Genomic DNA, 21,848 nt, shown 5'->3' on the forward strand with positions numbered 1-21,848 from the left:
TCTCTTATTTATAGCTTCGTACAGAAGGCGTTACAGTTTCAAATATCAACTTCTCTTTATTCAATATTGGGTTTGAAGGATTATTATTCCATTCCCAAGCCGAAGAATAACAAAAATTAGTGTCGTCTCGTTTGGCCTCACTTTCTGCCGTTTGATATTCTGTTCTAAAATGTGCTCCGCAAGACTCTTCTCTTTGTAAAGCATCAATACACATTAGTTCGGCTAACTCCATATAATCTGCTACGCGTCCAGCTTTTTCTAATTCGCTATTGACTTCTGAAGCCTCACCAGGAACAATCAGATCTGTCTTAAATGCTTTTCGTAAGTCTTGGATGTTTTTAATGGCTTGTTCTAAGCCTTCTTTAGAACGCGACAAGCCACACTTATCATACAATTCGCTACCTAATAATTTATTGAATTCCTCAGCTGTTTTAGTGCCTTTGGTGGTAAGGAATCCTTCTATTTGTTTTTTAACGGCTTGTTCCGCCTTATCAAATTCAGGATGGTTAATATCTGTTTTTGGTTGCTTTATCTCATCAGCCAAAAAGTTTTGTAATGTATAAGGCAACACAAAATACCCATCGACACAAGCTTGTAATAATGAATTGGCACCTAATCTATTTGCTCCATGATCTGAAAAATTAGCTTCGCCAATAGCAAAAAGCCCAGGAATAGTTGTTTTTAATTCATAATCTACCCAAAGTCCTCCCATAGAAAAATGGGCTGCAGGCGAAATTTTCATCGGTTCCAAATAAGCATCTATTCCCGTAATTTTCTTATACATGTTGAATAAATTGCCGTAACGTTCTTTAATAATATCTTTTCCGTATTCTTTTATCGCTTTTGAAAAATCGAGGTAAACTGCATTTTTTAATGCGCCAATACCTTTACCGGCATCTATTTGTTCTTTTGCTGAACGAGACGCAATATCGCGAGGTGCAAGATTTCCAAAGGCTGGATATTTACGTTCTAAATAATAATCGCGTTCTTCTTCTGGAATATCGTTGGCTTTCCGAGTGTCATTTTTATCTTTTGGCACCCAAATTCGACCATCATTTCGAAGAGATTCAGACATTAACGTTAGCTTGGATTGGTATTCGCCACTTTGTGGTAAACAGGTGGGATGAATTTGTGTCCAACTCGGGTTTGCCATAAAAGCTCCTTTTTTATGTGCACGCCAAATAGCAGACGCATTACAACCCATAGCTAGTGTAGATAAATAATATATTTTCCCATAACCTCCTGTAGCAAGCACTACAGCGTGTGCACCGTGACGCTCTACCTTTCCAGTATCTAAATTTCTAGCAATAATGCCTTTAGCCTTACCTTCAATAAGTACCAAATCTAACATTTCATGTCTTGCGTATAAGCTCACTTTTCCGGTATTAACTTGTCGCATTAAAGCTTGATAGGAACCTAATAATAATTGCTGCCCTGTTTGACCTCTAGCATAAAAGGTTCGGGATACTTGCACTCCACCAAAAGAACGGTTTCTAAGATAACCACCATACTCTCTTCCAAAAGGCACACCTTGAGCTGTAGCTTGATCTATTAAATTGGCCGAACATTCCGCCAAACGATAGGTGTTGGCTTCTCTAGAACGAAAATCACCTCCTTTTAAAGTATCGTAAAACATACGATAAACACTATCTCCATCGTTTTTATAGTTTTTTGCAGCATTTACACCTCCTTGTGCAGCAACAGAATGGGCTCTTCTAGGGGAATCTTGAAAACAAAAACTCTTTACGTTATACCCCATTTCTGCAAGGGAAGCCGCAGCAGAAGCACCTGCTAAACCTGTCCCAACCACAATAACCTCTAATTTTTTTCGGTTATTTGGACTTACCAGTTTGGCTGTTTTTTTATAATTACTCCACTTCTCGCTAAGTGGTCCTTCTGGTATTTCAGATTTTAAAACGTTTTCCATGATCTAACGATTTAGATAAATAAAAATGGGAATAATGATATAACCTATAGTCATAATTATAGTATATGCCATACCTAAATACTTCACGATTTTAGAATATAGCGGATGATAAAGCCCTAGTGTTCTATGCGCACTAAAAACACCATGCAACAAATGATAACCAAGCGCAATAATGGCAATGATATATACAATAACATACCACAATTGATCGAAAGCTTTAATAACCAAAGTGTATAAATCTTTGTTTCCGTTAGCATCCAAAGGCAATTCTCCGAATTTGAATTGGTACCAAAAATCTTTAAAGTGAATGACTAAAAAGAGGAAAACAATGCTTCCTAAAAACATCATATTTCGAGAATACCATTTGCTTGCACGCCCTCTTCTATCCTTAACATAACCTGATCCTTTTGCTTTTTTACTTTTTACAGTGAGATATATAGCATCTAAAGTGTGTAATATAATACAGAGGTAAAGCACCATAGCTATTATCTTAATTAAGATATTATCTGCCAATAAATCACTATACCAATTGTACTGTAATTTAGCTTCGGCTTCAGGCAATAGAAGTTGAAGATTCCCAAATAAATGAATGATGAGGAAAAAGGAAAGAAAAAGACCTGTTAATGCCATTAAATTCTTTCGGGTTAATGCATTTTTAACGTACCACATGTTTGCTTTTTGTTTATAATTCTATGGCTTTAACATAAACCCCTAAGATAAAAAAAACTGATGAGCTAGAAGGTGGATCTGCCAAAGACATTTTAAACTTTAAAAAAAATGATCATTAATCACGTGAGTCATCATTAGCATAAACAATTTAAGCCTCATAAGCCCTTCCTCACTACACTATTTTTAGGATATCAAATTTTATACAATCTGATTAATTACTTGTTTTATTTGTCTTTTATGATAGGACAGGCTCTGTTTACCCTAGGATTAGTGGGCTATTTATGTACTTTTGAGAGGAGTCGAAGTTTTTTAAACCTGTAAAAAACGACGCTTTTCTAATATATAAAACCCACAAATATGTCAATAAAAAATTACCGTTATGTAGATTATCTATGGGACGACACCAAAGTAGAAAAAATAAAAAATGATGAAGTCGCACAATTTTTATATCGTTCTAACATCTTAGGTAGTGATCTAAGAATTACCAATTACGGTGGAGGAAATACAAGTTGTAAAACCATTGAAAAAGATCCTTTAACAAATAAAGATGTTGAAGTTATGTGGGTAAAAGGTTCTGGAGGAGATATTGGCACCCTAACAAGAAGCGGAATCGCAGGCTTATATACCGATCGCTTAAGAGACTTAAAAAAAGTATACAGAGGTGTTGCCTATGAGGATGAAATGGTGGCACTTTTCAATCATTGTATTTTTGATTTAAACAGCAAAGCACCATCAATAGATACTCCACTTCACGGATTGTTACCCTTTAAGCATATTGATCATTTACATCCAGATGCTTTAATTGCTGTAGCCGCAGCAAAAGACAGTGAAAAGGTAACTAAAGAAATTTGGGGAGACACCATGGGTTGGGTGCCCTGGAAAAAACCAGGTTTTGAATTGGGTTTAATGCTTGAACAATGTTTAGCAGACAACCCAGGCATTCGAGGCATTGTTTTAGGTTCCCATGGGTTATTCACTTGGGGAGATACCTCATACGACTGCTATATCAACAGTTTAGAAGTCATAGAGATGGCATCTGCTTATATCGAAAACAAAATTTCTGAAAATGGAGAGGTTTTTGGCGGCCAAACAGTTGAAAGTCTTCCAAAAGAAGAACGCCTAGAAAAAGCAGCCGTATTAGCACCAATACTAAGAGGCTTATGTGCTTCTGAAAACAGAATGATTGGCCATTTCACAGATGACGATAAAGTTTTAGATTTTATAAATAGTAAAGATTTGCAACGTTTGGCTCCCATGGGAACGTCGTGTCCAGACCACTTCTTAAGAACCAAGATTCAGCCATTAGTACTCAATTTAAGTCCTTCTGAAGATGTAAATAACACCGAACTCATTTTTGAAAAACTAGAGCCGGCATTTGATAACTACAGAAAGGAATATGAAGTATATTACGAGACTTGTAAAAATGACATGAGTCCTGCAATGCGAGATGCAAACCCAGTCATTATTTTGTATCCAGGCATTGGCATGTTCAGTTTTGCAAAAAATAAACAAACAGCACGTGTAGCAAGTGAGTTTTATATAAACGCCATTAACGTAATGCGTGGTGCTGAAGCCATTTCAGAATACACATCATTGCCTAGACAAGAAGCCTTTGATATTGAATATTGGTTATTGGAAGAAGCTAAATTACAACGCATGCCAAAAGAGCAAGCATTGTCTAGAAAAGTAGCACTAATAACTGGTGCTGGTGGAGGTATTGGTAAAGCTATTGCCGATAAGTTAGCGACAGAAGGTGCCAATGTTGTACTTACGGATTTATCAGAAGACCGCTTAAAAGAAGCCATCGCAACCTATAAAAATGATACCGCAATTTATGTCCAAGGAGATGTCACAGACAGCAATTCTATTGCAAACACTTACAAACAGGCTTGTTTAGCTTTTGGTGGTATAGATATCGTAGTGCACAGTGCTGGTTTAGCGATTTCTAAACCTTTAGAAGAAACCACAGATAAAGATTGGGATATTTTGCAAAATGTATTAGTTAAAGGTCAGTTTGAATTAGCAAAACAAGCTGTTACTATTTTCAAAAAGCAAAAATTAGGTGGAGATATTGTAAATATAGCGAGTAAAAACGGTCTCGTTTCAGGGCCAAACAATGTAGGTTATGGTACAGCAAAAGCGGCACAACAACACATGTCTAGATTATTAGCTGCAGAATTAGGGGCAGATAAAATAAGAGTGAATGTTGTGAATCCAGATGGTGTTATTGTTGGCAGTAAAATATGGGAAGGCGAATGGGCAAAAGGACGTGCTGAGGCCTATGGCATTACAGTTGAAGAATTGCCTGCACATTATGCCAAAAGAAATTTATTAAACGAAATAATTTATCCTGCTGACATTGCAAATGGCGTATTTTCTTTAGTTGCTATTTTAGATAAAAGTACAGGAAACATTATTAATGTAGATGGAGGCATGGCAAATGCTTTTGTGCGATAATCGGCCTTTAAAACTATAACAATGCAAATACATCAAAATCAAATAGTAGGCTTAAATAAAGATTTATTAGTTGAGCATAAAGAAAATTTGACACAATTGTCAAAAAAACACGACAATTTAGAACATATAATTGATACAATTTCAAATTATAATATAGCCATACCAAGCTGGGCATTAGGAGCTGGAGGCACTCGATTTGGAAGATTCGGTTTTGGAGGTGAACCTAGTACTTTAGAACAAAAATTAGAAGATATTGGTGTTATTAATGCTTTAACCAAATCTGCAAATGCAGTGTCTTTACATATTCCTTGGGATATTCCTGAAGATGCTAATGCCATTAAAGAAAAAGCAAAACATTTAGGGCTTCATTTTGATGCCATGAATTCTAATACGTTTCAAGATCAAGACAACCAAGACTATAGTTATAAGTTTGGGTCTTTATGTCATACAGATAAAAACGTGAGAGATCAAGCTGTGGCACACAATAAAACCGTTATTGATTATGGAGTTGCCTTAGGTTCAAAATCTTTGACTGTATGGTTAGCAGATGGATCTAATTTTCCCGGACAGCTCAATTTTAGACGTGCTTTTGAAAACACCTTAGCAAGTTTAAAAGAAATTTATGCTCATCTACCAGCTGATTGGAAACTATTTATAGAATACAAGCCTTACGAGCCAAATTTCTATTCTATGGTCATTCAAGATTGGGGAACATCTCATATGTTAGCTAAAGATTTAGGTGAACAAGCCTATACTTTAGTGGACTTAGGTCATCATTTACCAAACACAAATATTGAGCATATTGTAGCCACATTAATGACAAGAGGCATGTTGGGTGGTTTTCATTTTAATGATAGTAAATATGGTGATGATGATTTAAGTGTTGGTGTTATGAAACCTTATCAGTTATTTTTAATATTCAATGAATTGGTTTTTGGAATGGAAAACAATCCAGCTAATAACCCAATTCCCGCGTGGATGATTGATGCAAGTCATAATTTAAAAGACCCTTTAGAGGATTTAATTCAGTCTATTGAAGCCATTGAAACGGCTTATGCAAAAGCTTTATTAATTGACCAAAAAGCACTTGAAGAAGCACAATTGAAAAATGATGTTGTAACGGCACAACGCATTTTACAAGACGCTTTTAACACGGATGTAAAAACAATTTTAGCCGAAGCGAGATTAAGGAATAATGGAGCCATTGATCCTATTTTAGCATATAGGTCGCTTGATGTTAGAAATGTATTGATTAAAGAAAGAGGAATGAATTCTACTGCAACAGGTTTGTAAAAACACTATGAGTACTCCAATAAAACAAGAGGTTATAGCAATATTCGATATAGGGAAGACTAATAAAAAGTTTTTCCTATTCGATACTAATTATAACGAAGTCTATAAAGAGTACACGACTTTAGAAGAAATTGTTGATGAAGATGGGTTTCCAACAGAAGATATTCATGCGCTTCAAAAATGGATACAATTAGTATTTAAAAATATTTTAGATTCCAACACATACACTATTACAGCTGTTAATTTTTCTACATACGGAGCAAGTCTTGTTCATTTAGATAAAAACGGAGATCTACTAACACCGCTTTATAATTATTTAAAGCCTATTCCTTCAGATATCTTAGAACAGTTTAATAACACGTATGGAGATATTTCTATAGAAACAGGTGCACCACCATCTGGCATGTTAAATTCAGGAATGCAGTTGTATTGGCTAAAATATAAGCAACCAGACGTATTCAAAAACATTTCGTATTCCTTGCACTTGCCACAATATCTTAGTTATATGTTTACAGGTGTTCCGCTTAGTGAATTTACAAGTATTGGCTGCCACACCTCACTTTGGGATTATCATAAAAAAGATTATCACAGCTGGATTTATAAAGAAGACATTGACCAAATACTTCCTCCAATTGTTTCAACTGAAACATGTATTTCTAAATACTATAATGGAAAACGTATAAAAATTGGAGTGGGTATTCATGATAGTTCTTCAGCACTCATACCTTATTTAAAAGGGGCTAAAAAACCATTTGTTTTGGTTTCTACTGGCACTTGGAGTGTATCACTAAATCCTTATTCCGACGTATCATTAACCAACGAAGCCCTTCAAAATGACACCATTAATTACATGAAGGTTAATGGGAAGCCTGTGAAATCGGCAAAATTGTTACTAGGAAAAGAATACATATATCAAATAACACAATTAAGTCAATATTTTGATGTGCCATTAGATCAACATAAATCGGTAGCATTTAATAGCCAAATTTTCGACAGATTATCACATAATTTTGATCCATGTTTTAAGTGGAAACATATAGACAACACTGAAACACCAGAGAAAACGAACCTCAAATTTGACAATTATCAAGACGCCTATCATCAATTAATGATAGAGCTTATTGATCTACAAATACAAAGCATAAAAACCACATTAGGCACTAACAGTTCAATAAAACGATTGTATATTGATGGAGGGTTTAGCGATAATGATGTATTTATAAAATTATTGACACATCGTTTACGTAACCTGAAAGTGAGATCAACTTGCTCTTCATTAGGTTCGGCACTAGGAGCCGCTATAGTAATTATGGATGGTAAATTAGATTCTAATTTTTTAAAAAAGAATTACGGATTGAAAAAACATATACCCTTTATTCTAAGGTAAAACACGATGAATTTGAAGATAAACACGAAATATCCGTCGGTTATTGACTTAAGGTTAAAAGCCAAAAAAAAAATACCAAAATTTGCTTTTGAGTATTTAGATGGTGGCTGCAATGAAGATGTCAACCTGCACAGAAATACATCTGAGCTTAGAGACGTACAATTAAAACCTAATTATTTAAAAAACCACTCTGGTGCTTCTTTAAAAACGAAACTTTTTGGAATAGAATATGATGCTCCTTTCGGCATTGCACCAGTTGGCTTACAAGGTTTAATGTGGCCAAATTCCCCTGAAATATTAGCAAAAGCGGCATTTAACCACAACATCCCGTTTATTCTCAGTACAGTTACCACAACAAGTATTGAGCGTACTAGTGAGCTTACGGAAGGTAAAGCATGGTTTCAATTATATCACCCAACAGAAGATCGATTGCGAGATGATATTATTAAACGTGCGGAAGCTGCACATTGCCCTGTGCTTGTTATATTATGTGATGTTCCAACGTTTGGATTCAGACCTCGTGATATCAGAAATGGTTTAGCTATGCCACCAAAAATGTCTGTTAAAAATATTTTACAAATTTTAGGAAAACCACATTGGGCTCTAGAAACTTTAAAACACGGACAACCCAGTTTTGAAACGTTAAAACCCTACATGCCAAAAGGTTTAGATTTAAGACAATTAGGTAAGTTTATGGATCAAACCTTTAGTGGACGATTAAACGAAGAAAAAATAAAGCCTATTAGAGATATGTGGAAAGGAAAACTCGTTTTAAAAGGTGTCGCCTCTGAGCATGACACTGAAGAGGCCATAAGATTAGGCTTAGATGGCATAATAGTCTCCAATCATGGTGGACGACAACTGGACGCTGGGCAATCTACAATAAAACCACTCAAAACCATTGCTGAAAAATATGGCGATAAAATTGAGGTTATGATGGACAGTGGACTTCGTTCTGGCCCAGATGTGGCTAGGTCTTTAGCTTCTGGTGCAAGATTTACCTTTTTAGGGCGTTCATTTATGTATGGTGTTTCGGCATTAGGAAAACAAGGAGGAGACCATACTATATCGTTATTAAAAACGGAATTACAACAAGTAATGGAACAATTGAACTGTGAAAAAACAGAAGATTTTCCGAATTTTTTAATCAACCAATAACGTTTAATTACTATGAAAACTTACGGCTACTTCTTTCTTTTCTTCTTATTCGCACAAGCGACCTACGCAACTGATTTCTATTGTGACCCGGTAAACGGGAATACAAATAACGACGGAAGTAAAGCTAATCCTTGGGGAAGCTTAGAAAGTGTTTTTGGAAAAGGAATAGAATTTAAAGCAGGTGATGCTATATTCTTACTTTCCGGAAATCATGGAGACGTCAAAGTTATTGGCCAAAATGAAAAATATATTACTATTTCCGGACTTACAGGCCAAAATCCTACAATAAACGCTATAACATTTGGAACTGAAGAATCTCCTGCATCCAAGTGGATTCTTAATAACATTACTTTCAATGGAGCCCTACATTCAAATACTGTTTTTATACATCAAAATAGTTCTAAGATCAGATTAACGGAAAATAATTTTATTTCAAACGCCAACCATTACACTGCGATTGAGATCAAAGGAAAGCAATGTAAAATAGAAAGTAATGTCATTTCAAATTACAAAAACGGCATTATAGTTTCTGGTGAAAAAACTCAAATTCGGAATAACCGTATCGAGTTTTTCAGCCATAATGCCATTACGATTTTAGCAGATTATAATTTATTAGAATACAACTTAATTAAAGAAAGTATAGCCACAGATGCTGAAGTAAATTCTGGTATATATTTTACCGAGAAAGAAACAAAAGGTAACATTTTTAGAGGTAATACAATTATCAATTTCACCAAATCAAATAGAGCGCAAATAGGCGTATTAAATGGTATTTATGGATTGAAAACCATTATTTCAGAAAGTATATTTGAGAATAATGTTATTATTACAAATGGTATAAAAGGGATATCTCTTACTGGTCAATTGAACAATCTAAAAATCGTTAATAATACAGTTGTAAATCCCTATTTTGGTTTAAATTTCAACGATAAAAGCGAAACAAATGCACCACTTGCCATACAGATCATTGGCGAAAATGATTCGTCAAATCTGTTTATAAGAAATAATCTCTCTAATGATGTCCTATTTAAGAACATAAAAGGGATTGCAGATTATAATCTAACGCTTCCTGTTTCCGTACATGATTATGACAAATGCTTTAATAATTGGGCTTTGTTTGATTTCTCTTTAGGCCCTAATTCAAAAGCTCTGAACAGTGGAACATCGGATATGGCACCAAATTTAGACGCAAGTCAAAACAAACGGTCCTTAGGTAACTTTGTTAATATTGGAGCCTTTGAGTATACTAAAATTGATGAGGCTAATCAGGTTTTTGAAATACCTTCTGAAGCTTCAGATAGACAGATTCACTCCAAAGGTAAAGGAGACTGGGATGGCCAACCACAAATTCGTATTGGAGGTGTTGGCGAAAATATTGACGGTGCTGGAGTCTTTCCATTTAAGCTTCCAGAAATCCCTGGAGGTAAAAAAATTCTATCTGCTAATTTTAAAGTGTATTTGTCTAAAATAGATAATCAACCAGAAGGAGGCATTGACTTATATGCGTTGCCTCCAAAATCAAATTTTTGGGTTACTGAAGACCTCTATTATCAAGGAACTTTTGGACAAGATGTTTCGGCAAGACCCATTCAGAATAATTTTGTAGACTCCAATATGTATTCTGGAGACATTAAAACAAATAACATTGGGCAAAAAGGACTCAAAGATTATCTGAATACAATTTTTGAAGCAGAAACAAACTCCGAGGACTATATCTTTTTAAGAATGAACCCAAATGCCAAAGATGTTTCAGATTATAATAGATGGAACTTTGTAAGCGCTAACGGTAACAAAAAAGAAAACCAACCAACACTTGAAATTACTGTTGGATATCCTGAACTTAATGAAGAGGCCACCAACAATATCGAATCTATTAAAAATAATGTCGTTATTGCACCAAACTCTATGTATAATGGAGAATTTAATGTTTACTTCTTAGGTTTTAAACAAGGTAAAACTGTACAACTTAAATTGCTGAATTTTTCAGGTGAGCAGGTTTTTGAACAGACTATAAATACTTCTGACCTTTCAGGCGATGTTTTTCGAAGTGAAAAATTACAACTACCTACCGGCAAATACTTATTAGAATATACTACTGAAGGTGAAACAAAAAAACAAATTTTCTTCGTTTGGTAATTGGATGATGTTGCATAATTAGATTTTAACAAATTACAGTTAATCACACTTAAAAGTTATTAAATTGATAATTGATTTTGCAAAATTTAAATTTCTCATAAAAATTATCTACATTTCACCAATTATTCTCAAAAAGCACAATTGAAGTTTATACTATCTGTTTAATTGTTTGTTAGTTTTGTCTGTTTTATTGAGCTAAGCACGGAAAACGCTAGGATTAGTCAGCTATTTGTATTTATATTTGAGAGTAGCGCTTTCTGTTTTTAGCCATATCTGTATCAAACACAGAAGCAAATAATAATTCCCAATAAAAATCAAATGTTTAAAAAAAATATTACCCTTTTCGTCTTCTTAATGATTTTCATACAATCGATTGGACAAAACACTTTTAATCTCGATCCGGCAGTCGGAACAAGGTTTACAGTAACAGATAAAGTTTGGCCAGAAGTCGTAGGTGAAGGAGATGTCTGCTTGTGGAATGATGACAAATTAGCCGCATTCACAATCACCATTGATGATAATAACGAACAAGATATTCCTTTTTGGACATCGATGATTGCTGAATATGGTTTCCATTTTTCGTGGTTTGTGATTACTGAGGCAGATCCGGCATATAATGTTCAAGATTGGAGTCTTTATAATAACCTTGCGGCTTTAGGAAGTCAAATAGATGGGCACGATGATAGAAATTGGTATACTAACCCAGCAGAAGGAGAAACCAACCTGTCTGATGCGGATTATCTCGAAAGATTACAAGCCACAGTTACAACTATTGACACAGAAGTAACCTCTGGCTCTAATAAATGTTTAACCTATGCCTATCCTTATGGAGAAGGTAATGAAACCATTGCTAGAACACAATTTATTGGAATTAGAGGCACCCAAGGGATTCTAAATCAATCCAACACTGTTAATTATTTAGATGTTAATAGCATTTCTAATGTTCATATTTACGGTAACGATACAGACCGAGACCAGTATATATTACCACTTTTGGACAACGAAAACACATTATACGGCACCAATTACTATCGTGGTTGGGGCAGTACACATTTCCATGGTTTAGATGAGGTTGGTGAAATTACCACTAATGAATTTTTACAATACTTAGCAAACAAACCAGAATTGTGGGTTGCCGGATTTACAGAGGTTACACAATACTCTCAATCTTTTGCAACGCATAATTTAACCATAGATAATGTTTCAGAAAGTGAAATAAAATACACACTAACAGATGACATGTTAGACTCCGCTTTTTATTTTCCTTTAACTGTTAAAATAAGAATTGACAATAGTTGGGTCAATGTTACCGCCATACAAAATGGAGAGCCTATAGACTCTGAAATCATAACACATAATGGTAAAAAATATACGTTAGTAAAAACTGTACCAGACGCAGGTCAAGTTACAATAGCAGGTGTTGCAGATTCGGACCCTGCAATAATTTCTCCTTCTATAGAAAATCAATCTATGGTTGAAGAAGCTACATTACAATTAGATTTTTCAGCAGCTACAGTTGGTGATGATCCCATTTCTTTTACAACATCTAACCTACCAAGTTTTGGAGTCTTAACTGACAATGGAGACAATACAGGAAGCATTATATTTTCACCTGCACTTTTAGATGCTGGTGATTACCAATATATTACCGTCATTGCAGATAATGGAAGGAGTATCACATCACAATCTTTTAACTTAACGGTTAGTCCTGATTCTGGTGGAGAACCAACGACAGAATACATAATAACACCTACTGGTGATGGTATCATATCTGATATCGTTAATTTAGAAGAAGGTACTACAAACCCTTGGTTAAATGGAAATGATATCGATGGCACCAAAGTCTTAAAAGTTGGAGCAAGTGCATCAACTGGTGGTGGATTTACAACTAATGCAATTATTCCTTTTCAATTACCAGTACGTCCACCTGGTAAATTAGTAACAGCCGCTAATTTAAATGTAAACATTGCCTATATAAGACATTGGATTTCTTCTGATATCGACTTATACGGATTACCATATAATAGCTCTAACACTATATCGCCAAATGATTTTTATGATGGCTCTTTTGCTAACACCACAGGAACAGCAACAGGACTACAAGATGGATTTATTGTTAGAGATGTAGATGGCAATGAACCTGTTGGCACCTTAATTTTAACAGACCGACAAGTAGATACGGATTCGGAAGGTGATACCAACCTAGCAGCATACATAAATGCACAATATGATGCAGGTGCCGTTGCAGGAGATTACATTTTCTTAAGGTTAAGTGTAGATGCTACATCAGGTTCTACAAGTGCTCATTATTATGGTATAAGTGATGAATCAACAGAAGAAGCACCCACTTTAACTTTGGAAATTGAAAATATTTTGAGTGTAGATGCTTTTGAGAACTCGAGTATAAGCCTCTATCCAAATCCAGTAACAGAAGGCAAATTAACCATCGTATTAAAAGGATTTAAATCAGAAAACACGAAACTAAATATCTATACTCTAACAGGTAGTTTAGTTCATAGTGAAATAATTACAAGCAATTCAAGTTCAAATTTTGAAACAAATTTGAATTTAAATGCTGGGCTATATCTTCTTAAGATATCCGATGGGATAGCCCAAAAAACACAAAAACTAATCATACAATAAACTAAATAAACTAATTCTTTAAAACAATAAACTATGAAAACAACGCTACTAAATTCTTTATTGGGAATTGCATTAGGTGTGACACCATTTGCATTACAAGCCCAAACAACATCCTATGATGTTACACCAGAAATTGTTACAGATCAATCCTATCATGTCGATGGTATTGTTTCTGATATAACTGCTATGCCTGCAAATAACCCTTATTTAAATGGAAATAATGTAGGCGGAATAAATTCATTAAAAATAGGAGCAAGTGCTGCAGACGGAAGTCCAAATACAACAAGTGCCATCATACCTTTTAAACTGCCTGTGCGTCCAGAAGGAAAATTAGTAGTTAATGCGAATTTAAAAGTACATGTCAATTATGGTCGCGAATGGATATCTTCCAATGTCGATTTATATGGACTTCCTTATAATGCGGCTAGCACTATTTATCCTGCAGACCATTTTGATGATGCCTACCCGGATACTACAGCTGATGTTTCAGGAATTCAAGATGATTACTTTTCAAAAAATGTTGACCCTGGATCTTTAGATACAGCACGTTTTGAAGAGACAAATGCTGGTGGAGATACCGCTTTAGTGGACTACTTAAATGCACAATATGATGCTGGAGCTGTTGCAGGCGATTATGTGTTTTTAAGATTAAATGTAGATGACCCAGCGACTACTGGAGCTCATTATTTTGGAGTTGATGATGGTTCAACTGCAAACGCACCAACATTAACTATAGAAGTGGAAGATGCTGAGGTAAGCCCAACAACAGATTATGACTTAGTGCCAGAGATGGTTTTAGATCAAGCTTACCACGTCGATGGTATTGTTTCTGATATAACCGCTTTGCCTGCTAACAATCCTTATTTGAATGGAAATAATGTTGGCGGAATAAATTCGTTAAAAATAGGAGCAAGTGCTGCAGACGGAAGCCCAGTTACAACAAGTGGTATTATTCCATTTAAATTACCTGCGCGTCCATCAGGTCAGTTGGTAGTTTCTGCAAATTTAAAAGTACATGTCAATTATGGTCGCGAATGGATATCTTCTAATGTAGATTTATATGGACTTCCTTATAATGCGGCTAGCACTATTTATCCTGCAGACCATTATGATGGCGCGTATCCAGATGCTACAGCTGATGTTACAGCAATTCAGGATGATTACTTTTCAAAAAATGTAGATGCTGGATCTTTAGATACTGCACGTTTTGAAGAAACAAATGCTAATGGAGATAATGCTTTAGTAGACTATTTAAATGCGCAATATGATGCTGGTGCAGTTGAAGGTGATTATGTGTTTTTAAGATTAAATGTAGATGACCCAGCAACTACTGGTGCTCATTATTTTGGAGTTGACGATGGTTCAACTGCTAATGCACCAACGTTATCAATTTCTATAGATGGTGAATTATCTGTAGATAGCGTAGAAAAATCAACTTTAAAATTATATCCAAACCCTGTAACTGATGGTAAGTTAACAATTACATCAAACGGATTTAGTAATGATTCTAAATTAACTATTTTCTCAATAACAGGTCAGTTAGTCCATTCTGAAAAAGTTGAAGCAAATTTGGCAAATTCTTTTAACACAACATTAAATTTAAAATCAGGTGTGTATATCGTTAAACTTCAAGATGGAACGCGTTCTAAAACACAAAAATTAATCATTCAGTAATTAATAGCAATTTTTGAAAACGAGGGATTAATATATGCCCTCGTTTTCTATTTAATAATTATTATTTAAGTAATCTAGTACTTCCATGTTCTAAAATAGGAACTTCTCAAATAACCGTTTAAGGATTAAAAAGTAAATGCAGCAAACAAATTGACTTAATTAAACCTATCTAACCTTATAATTAAGTGAAGTATTGGCATAAAATACAAAAGGGATTAAGAAATATTACTATTGATAATTTAGTGTAGCCTCAAGCAAAGTGTTATCAAATTTTTAAAAACATTTTCACAATAATACAATCGATTGTCTAACTAAAAATAGTTTATTATGAACATCATAAAATTTCAATATGCATTTATAATGATATTAATAGGAATTATATCTGCAGAGGCACAAAATTCTCAAATTATTTCAGCGCATTCAGACGATATTACCATTAAAAACGATAACACCTCTTGGGGATGGGTTGGTCAAACAACCGCAAGGTTAGGCCATAATAATGCACAAGCCTATATTATTCCATTTCAATTACCTGTTTTACAACCTGGAGAATCTATCACAACTGCAGATTTAGCTGTTGAAGTTATTTCTTATAGTAACCAACCAAGTAATACAAATATCGATTTATACGGTCTCCCCTTTAGAACAACATCTACCGTAGATTTAAATACTGATTATTTTGTGGGAGCATTAGATACTTCAGCAACATTAATTCAAGATAATATATTCGAAGATAATGTCACTGGATTGGTAAATTTAGACTCCAATACTCAGCAAAATTTAGTTTCATATTTAAATGCTCAATACTCAGCTGGTGCTGTAGGAGGGGATTTTGTTTTTATTCGTTTTAGTGCAGACGCTAATAGTTCAGAAACATGGAATTTAGCCTCGCAAGACTATGGAACTACTAGTAATAGGCCTATTTTGGATATCGCTATTTCCAATACCTCGAATACAACACCCACACTTACTTCTATTGGCAATCAAAATGTTCAAGAACAATCAACTTTAAATGTAAACATTAGCGCAAGTGATATGGATGGTGATGCACTTTCCATAGCTTCTAGTACCTTACCCAGTTTTGCAACATTAAGCGACAATGGTGATGGTACAGCCGTCATGTCTTTAAATCCACAACTTGGAGACGCATCAACATATTCAGTAACCATTACTGTTAGTGATGGTATTGAAACGGTTACTGAAACTATTTCTATTGTCGTATCAGCATACCAAACACCTGTGGCTGGAGTTTATTATTGTGATCCTATAAACGGAAATATCAACAATGACGGTTCACAAGCAAACCCATGGAGCACGCTAGCTGCAGTAGTGTATACAAATAAACCCCTTAATTCTGGTGATATAATTTACTTAATGTCTGGTGATCATGGAGATCCATATATTAACAATATGTCTTTTAACGACTACGTTACGGTAAAAGCTTTAAGCGGAAATGCTCCAGTAATTAAGTCAATTCAATTGGTAAATTCCTCGTATTGGGCTTTTGATGGTATTAAGATTGATGGTACAAACAATAATAAAACTAAAGAACAAGTTTTATTTTCTTCGGATGTAAATTCGCATCATACTAAAATCGTAAACTCAACAATATCCTCTGCAGAAAATATAGAAACGTGGACCAAAACAGATTGGTACAATAATGTGACTAGTGGTATTCAAATAAGAAGTGACTACGCTTTTCTAGAAAATAATGTAATAAAAAACACGTACCACGCTTTAGAACTGAGAGGTGAGTTTACAGAAGTACATAATAATTTAATTGATAATTTCGCTGGAGACGCTATACGTGGTCTAGGTAGTAATTCTACATATGAAAACAATACTGTTAGAGATTGTTATATTAACGATTACGCTATTCAGCATGATGATGGTTTTCAAGCTTATAACTTACAAAGTGATCCGAAAATTTCAAACATTACACTTCGTAACAACGTGTTTATGTTATTTGCAGATCCAGTAACTCCTTTTGTTCAATCAAATAACTTAATTGGAGATTTAATGCAAGGAATAATAATTACCGATGGTTACGCTGATGGTTGGATTGTAGAAAATAATATTGTTAGTAATAATCAAGATCATGGTATATCATTATACGGCGCGCGTAATTGTAAAGTACAGAATAATACTGTGGTTCAATCTCCTCTATATTCTGATGCTGATCATGTCCCATGGATCATGTTAACAGATCAAACCAAAACAGGTCAGACTAATTTTAATAATGTCATTAGAAATAATATTTCAGCAAAATATACAACATGGACGTATGACACAACCTCAACAGTAGAACATAATATAACCATAGATGGTAGTAATTATGCTAACTATAGTAATTATTTTGTTGATTATGTAACTAATGATTTTCATTTATCAGCTACGAGCCCTGCTATAGATGCAGGTGTTGATACAGACCTAGCTGTAACAGATTTAGAGGGCAATCCTAGATCTATGGGAACTAGTGTAGATGCTGGAGCTTACGAGTATACAGGCACAGTAGCTCCTCCAGCAAATAATGCCCCTATTTTAGCTTCAATTGGAGGCAAAACAATGAACGAACTTGAAACCTTAGAAGTCTCAATTTCTGCTACTGATTCAGATAATGACACCTTAACTTTCTCAATAACAAACGCACCAAATTTTACAACGTTTGTTGATAATGGAAATGGTACGGCTTCATTAACTTTATCTCCACAAATAGGAGATGCTAATTCTTATAATATAACCGTTTCTGTAACCGATGGAACGGATTCAATTGAAGAAATTATTCTAGTAACTATAAACCCAGAAGGAACGACTCCCTTGAATAATGCTCCTATAATTGCTAATGTAACAAACCAAGCTGTCGAAGAAGATAATATACTTAATGTAAATATTTCGGTAACCGACAGTGATAATGATACCTTAACAATAACATCTACAAGCTTACCAAATTTTGCAACATTTACAGACCATGGTGATGGTACAGCCTTATTTGAATTTACACCTTCTGAAGGTGATGCAGGGACTTATACCATTGATGTTCAAGCATCAGATACTATAGATACTACCACATTGAACTTTGTTGTTAGTGTTTCTGAAATAATTAATGTAGCCGGAACGGCCTATTATTGTGATCCAATTAATGGATCTATGAGTAATCCTGGAACACTAGCTAGCCCATGGAAAAGCTTACAAGACGTATTTACTGCTCAAAAAACGTTTAATTCTGGTGATGTAATTTACTTACTCTCAGGGGCTCACGGAAGCCCTTATATGACTGGTACGCATTCAGATTATGTAACTATAAAGCCGTTAAGTGGAGAGCATCCAGTTTTAGCCTCTGTCCAAGTTGAAAATGGATCTTATTGGGCATTTGATGGATTAACATTTTCAACTGATGGATCTGGCGGTAATTTCGCAAGAGATTACATGTTTTTAACAAAAGACGATGCCACGTATTTAAAAATTGAAAACTGTACGTTCTCTAGTGCAAATGATTCTTCAACTTGGTCTAAAAACGATTGGTATGCAAATTCTGAAGATGCTGTTATTATTCGTGGGGATAATATAATCTTTAATAACAACACCATCAAAAATGTGTATTTTGCATTACAAATAGAAGGTGATTATGCTGAAATTAGAAATAACTTAATTGATAATTTTGGAGCAGATGCTATTAGGGCATTAGGTTCGCACGCTATTTACGAGAATAATATTATTAGAGATGCTTATATCGAAGATTACAATATAAATCATGATGATGGTATACAGATGTACGACAAGGATAATGTTGCAGCAGGAACCATAGAGGATGTCGTTATTAGGAATAATAAAATATTCAACTTTGCAGACCCTATAACTCAGGCGATGGTTAATGATAATTTAATAGGGTATTCCATGCAAGGTATTATTATTACCGACGGTCATACCGAAAATGTCATTGTGGAAAATAATTTAGTCGTTTCCGATCACTATCATGGCATTACCCTTACAGGAGCTATTAATTGTAAAATTCAGAATAATACAGTTTCTAAAACCCCTACGTCCTACAATCCTGTAACCGATGCCATTCCTTGGATACAAATAAAAAATGATAAGCAAGGTAACGGAAGTACAGGGAATATTATAAGAAATAATATAGCCGCAAAATATACACCATGGACTTATGATGAAACAACTAATACAGTAGAATATAACATTGTAGTATCTGCAATTGACGCTATCAATACTTATGAGGATTTTAATAATTTGGACTTTAATTTAAAAGCCGGAAGTTCTGCAATTGATGCTGGTGTTAATGCAGGTCTTACTACTTTAGATATTAATGGAGACCCAAGATCTGTTGGTGCAGCAGTGGACTGTGGCGCATTTGAACTTCAAGCAAGTGCAGATATAACTTCGCCGGTTATTGTAAATGCAAATAATACGTTTTTTAATGATGAATTTGTTATTGTTTTTAGCGAAAGTGTGACTAACGCTTCTTCAGAGTTGCCAGGAAATTATACTTTAAGCGGAGGTGCAACTATAAGTTCAGCCTCTTTATCAGAAGATAATAAAACGGTAACATTAACCTGTTCTGCTTTAAATGGGAATACGACCTATACAATTACAGCCAACAATGTAGAAGACTATGCTGGAAATACAGCTTCTAATTCTTCTGCTACTTTTATTTATGAATGTGATACCAATTGGGCAAGTACTTATCAAGATGATGAATGGGGATATAATCCTTCATCAAATGCTTTTGATGGAGATAATCAAACAAAATGGGCTGCTGAGGGTAATCAGTGGATACAAAAAAGCTTTTGCGAAATTGTTACAGTTCAATCAGTAGATATTAGCTTTGGTTTAGGTGATGAAAGAGCTTATAGTTTTGTAATTGAAGTTTCAACAGATGGACGTAATTTCACTCAAGTACATTCAGCTACGAGTACCGGAACTACAACAGCTGCGGAACATTTTGATTTTGTAGATGTTTCAGCAAAATATATTAGAATAGTAGGTTCAGGAAGTGATGTTAATGGGTGGAATAATTATTCTGAAATTGTTATTAATACATCAGGGTATACACCGCCAACAAATACCGCTCCTGTTTTAGTACCAATTGGAAATCAAACCATCACTGAAGGTGACATTTTAAATATAATTGTTTCTGCTACAGATACCGATGGAGATACATTGAGTTTTACAGCAAACAATTTACCTTCATTTGTAACCTTTATGGATAATAACGATAATACGGCTACATTAACTATTGCTCCAGCTATTGGAGATGCATCAACAAATAGTATTTCTATTTCTGTAAACGATGGTACTACTATTGATACTGAAACCTTAAATATTGTAGTTAATAATGACTCAACTACGGCTAATAATGCACCTGTATTGTCTACTTTAGTAAGTCAAACTCTAAATGTTGATGACGTTAAAATCATAAATATATCTGCAACAGATGCTGATGCTGATGCATTATCGTTTGCAATCAACAATGCACCTGGATATGCAACTCTTGTTGACAATGGCGACAGAACAGCAACAATAACACTATCCCCTATTTCAGGAGATGAAGGTACTTCAAACATAACTGTTACAGTTTACGATGGGGAATTAAATGATAGCGCTATCTTAAATATACAAGTTAATGCTTTACCTCAACAAAATAATTACATCGTAGAGGCAGTTATGGATGACCAAACGGTTTATGATAATGGAGGAATGCAGTGGGTAGGATATCATACGCATAGAATAGGGTCAAACAATAAAACATCCGCTATAATTCCTTTTCAGATTCCAACGTTAGCACAAAACGAAAGGCTTACCTCTGCTACCTTAAATTTTCACCTATTACAAAATGGTGGAAACCTAGCGCATAAAGTCGATCTTTATGGGTTGCCATATAGAAGTAGTAGTACTATTTTAAGTACCGATTATTATGCAGGAGTTTATGATACAGACCTAACAGCTACGGCAATAGAAGATGATATTTTAAATTTAAATTCACCACAAGGGAATCTTCAAAGTTCGTCGTCTCAAAATATTGTTAACTATATCAATAATCAATTAGATAACGGAGCTGTTACAGGAGACTTCATATTTTTCAGATTTAGTTTAGACTATAATGGATCAGGGAATTATAACTATTGGGATATCGCATCTCAAGACCATACAACGTCAAGTTATAGACCCGTTTTAAATTTTGATACGGCCTTAACCCTAGGAAAAGCTTATAACAGTAATACAAAAGAAATAATTGAAATAGAAAATTCAACTGTAAGTATTTACCCAAACCCTATTAATGAAGGTAAAGTTACTATTTCTAGTCGTATGTTAAGTCAGAAATCTACTCTTGAAATTTACTCATTAACAGGTCGTTTAGTATTTAAACAGCATGTGCAGCCAACACAATCTAATACAATGCATACTGATATTCAATTAAATTCTGGGGTATACATTCTGAGATTAAGAAATAAATCAAATACATATTCTCAAAAATTAATCGTTAATTGA

General features: G+C 34.5%; 10 protein-coding genes. 8 read left to right on the forward strand and 2 right to left on the reverse strand.

The features are described from left to right. Positions 1–4: 4 nt before the first annotated feature. On the reverse strand, positions 5–1,927 hold the full coding sequence (locus KO504_RS09370; protein WP_215926248.1) for a fumarate reductase/succinate dehydrogenase flavoprotein subunit: 1,923 nt from the start codon (positions 1,925–1,927) through the stop codon (positions 5–7). A 3-nt stretch (positions 1,928–1,930) separates the two neighbouring features. Beyond that, positions 1,931–2,596, reverse strand: coding sequence for a succinate dehydrogenase cytochrome b subunit (locus KO504_RS09375; RefSeq protein WP_215926250.1), 666 nt, complete (start codon positions 2,594–2,596; stop codon positions 1,931–1,933). A gap of 357 nt (positions 2,597–2,953) precedes the next feature. Between KO504_RS09375 and KO504_RS09380 the strand changes: the two genes are divergently transcribed. The 8 genes from KO504_RS09380 to KO504_RS09415 all read left to right on the forward strand — a co-directional run bounded on the left by KO504_RS09380 (position 2,954) and on the right by KO504_RS09415 (position 21,848). Further along, the gene (locus KO504_RS09380) at positions 2,954–5,053 is read left to right on the forward strand and encodes a bifunctional aldolase/short-chain dehydrogenase (protein ID WP_215926252.1); all 2,100 of its coding nucleotides are present in this window, start codon (positions 2,954–2,956) and stop codon (positions 5,051–5,053) included. A 21-nt stretch (positions 5,054–5,074) separates the two neighbouring features. Then, positions 5,075–6,346, forward strand: a complete 1,272-nt coding sequence (locus tag KO504_RS09385) for a TIM barrel protein (RefSeq protein ID WP_215926254.1) — start codon at positions 5,075–5,077, stop codon at positions 6,344–6,346. Positions 6,347–6,353: 7 nt separating this feature from the next. Beyond that, positions 6,354–7,733 (forward strand): FGGY-family carbohydrate kinase, encoded by a 1,380-nt coding sequence (locus KO504_RS09390; protein ID WP_252723657.1) that lies wholly within the window; start codon positions 6,354–6,356, stop codon positions 7,731–7,733. 6 nt (positions 7,734–7,739) lie between these two features. Continuing rightward, positions 7,740–8,891: an alpha-hydroxy acid oxidase gene (locus KO504_RS09395; RefSeq protein ID WP_215926256.1), complete on the forward strand. Its 1,152-nt coding sequence runs from the start codon at positions 7,740–7,742 to the stop codon at positions 8,889–8,891. 12 nt (positions 8,892–8,903) lie between these two features. Next, on the forward strand, positions 8,904–11,027 hold the full coding sequence (locus KO504_RS09400; RefSeq protein WP_215926258.1) for a right-handed parallel beta-helix repeat-containing protein: 2,124 nt from the start codon (positions 8,904–8,906) through the stop codon (positions 11,025–11,027). 354 nt (positions 11,028–11,381) lie between these two features. After that, positions 11,382–13,670, forward strand: coding sequence for a T9SS type A sorting domain-containing protein (locus KO504_RS09405; protein ID WP_215926260.1), 2,289 nt, complete (start codon positions 11,382–11,384; stop codon positions 13,668–13,670). Between the two features lie 33 nt (positions 13,671–13,703). After that, positions 13,704–15,344 (forward strand): T9SS type A sorting domain-containing protein, encoded by a 1,641-nt coding sequence (locus KO504_RS09410; RefSeq protein ID WP_215926262.1) that lies wholly within the window; start codon positions 13,704–13,706, stop codon positions 15,342–15,344. 327 nt (positions 15,345–15,671) lie between these two features. After that, a complete protein-coding gene (locus KO504_RS09415) occupies positions 15,672–21,848 on the forward strand; it encodes a choice-of-anchor Q domain-containing protein (protein WP_215926264.1) in 6,177 nt (2,058 codons plus the stop codon).

This window comes from Winogradskyella psychrotolerans, from assembly GCF_018860565.1.
GTDB lineage: Bacteria > Bacteroidota > Bacteroidia > Flavobacteriales > Flavobacteriaceae > Winogradskyella > Winogradskyella damuponensis.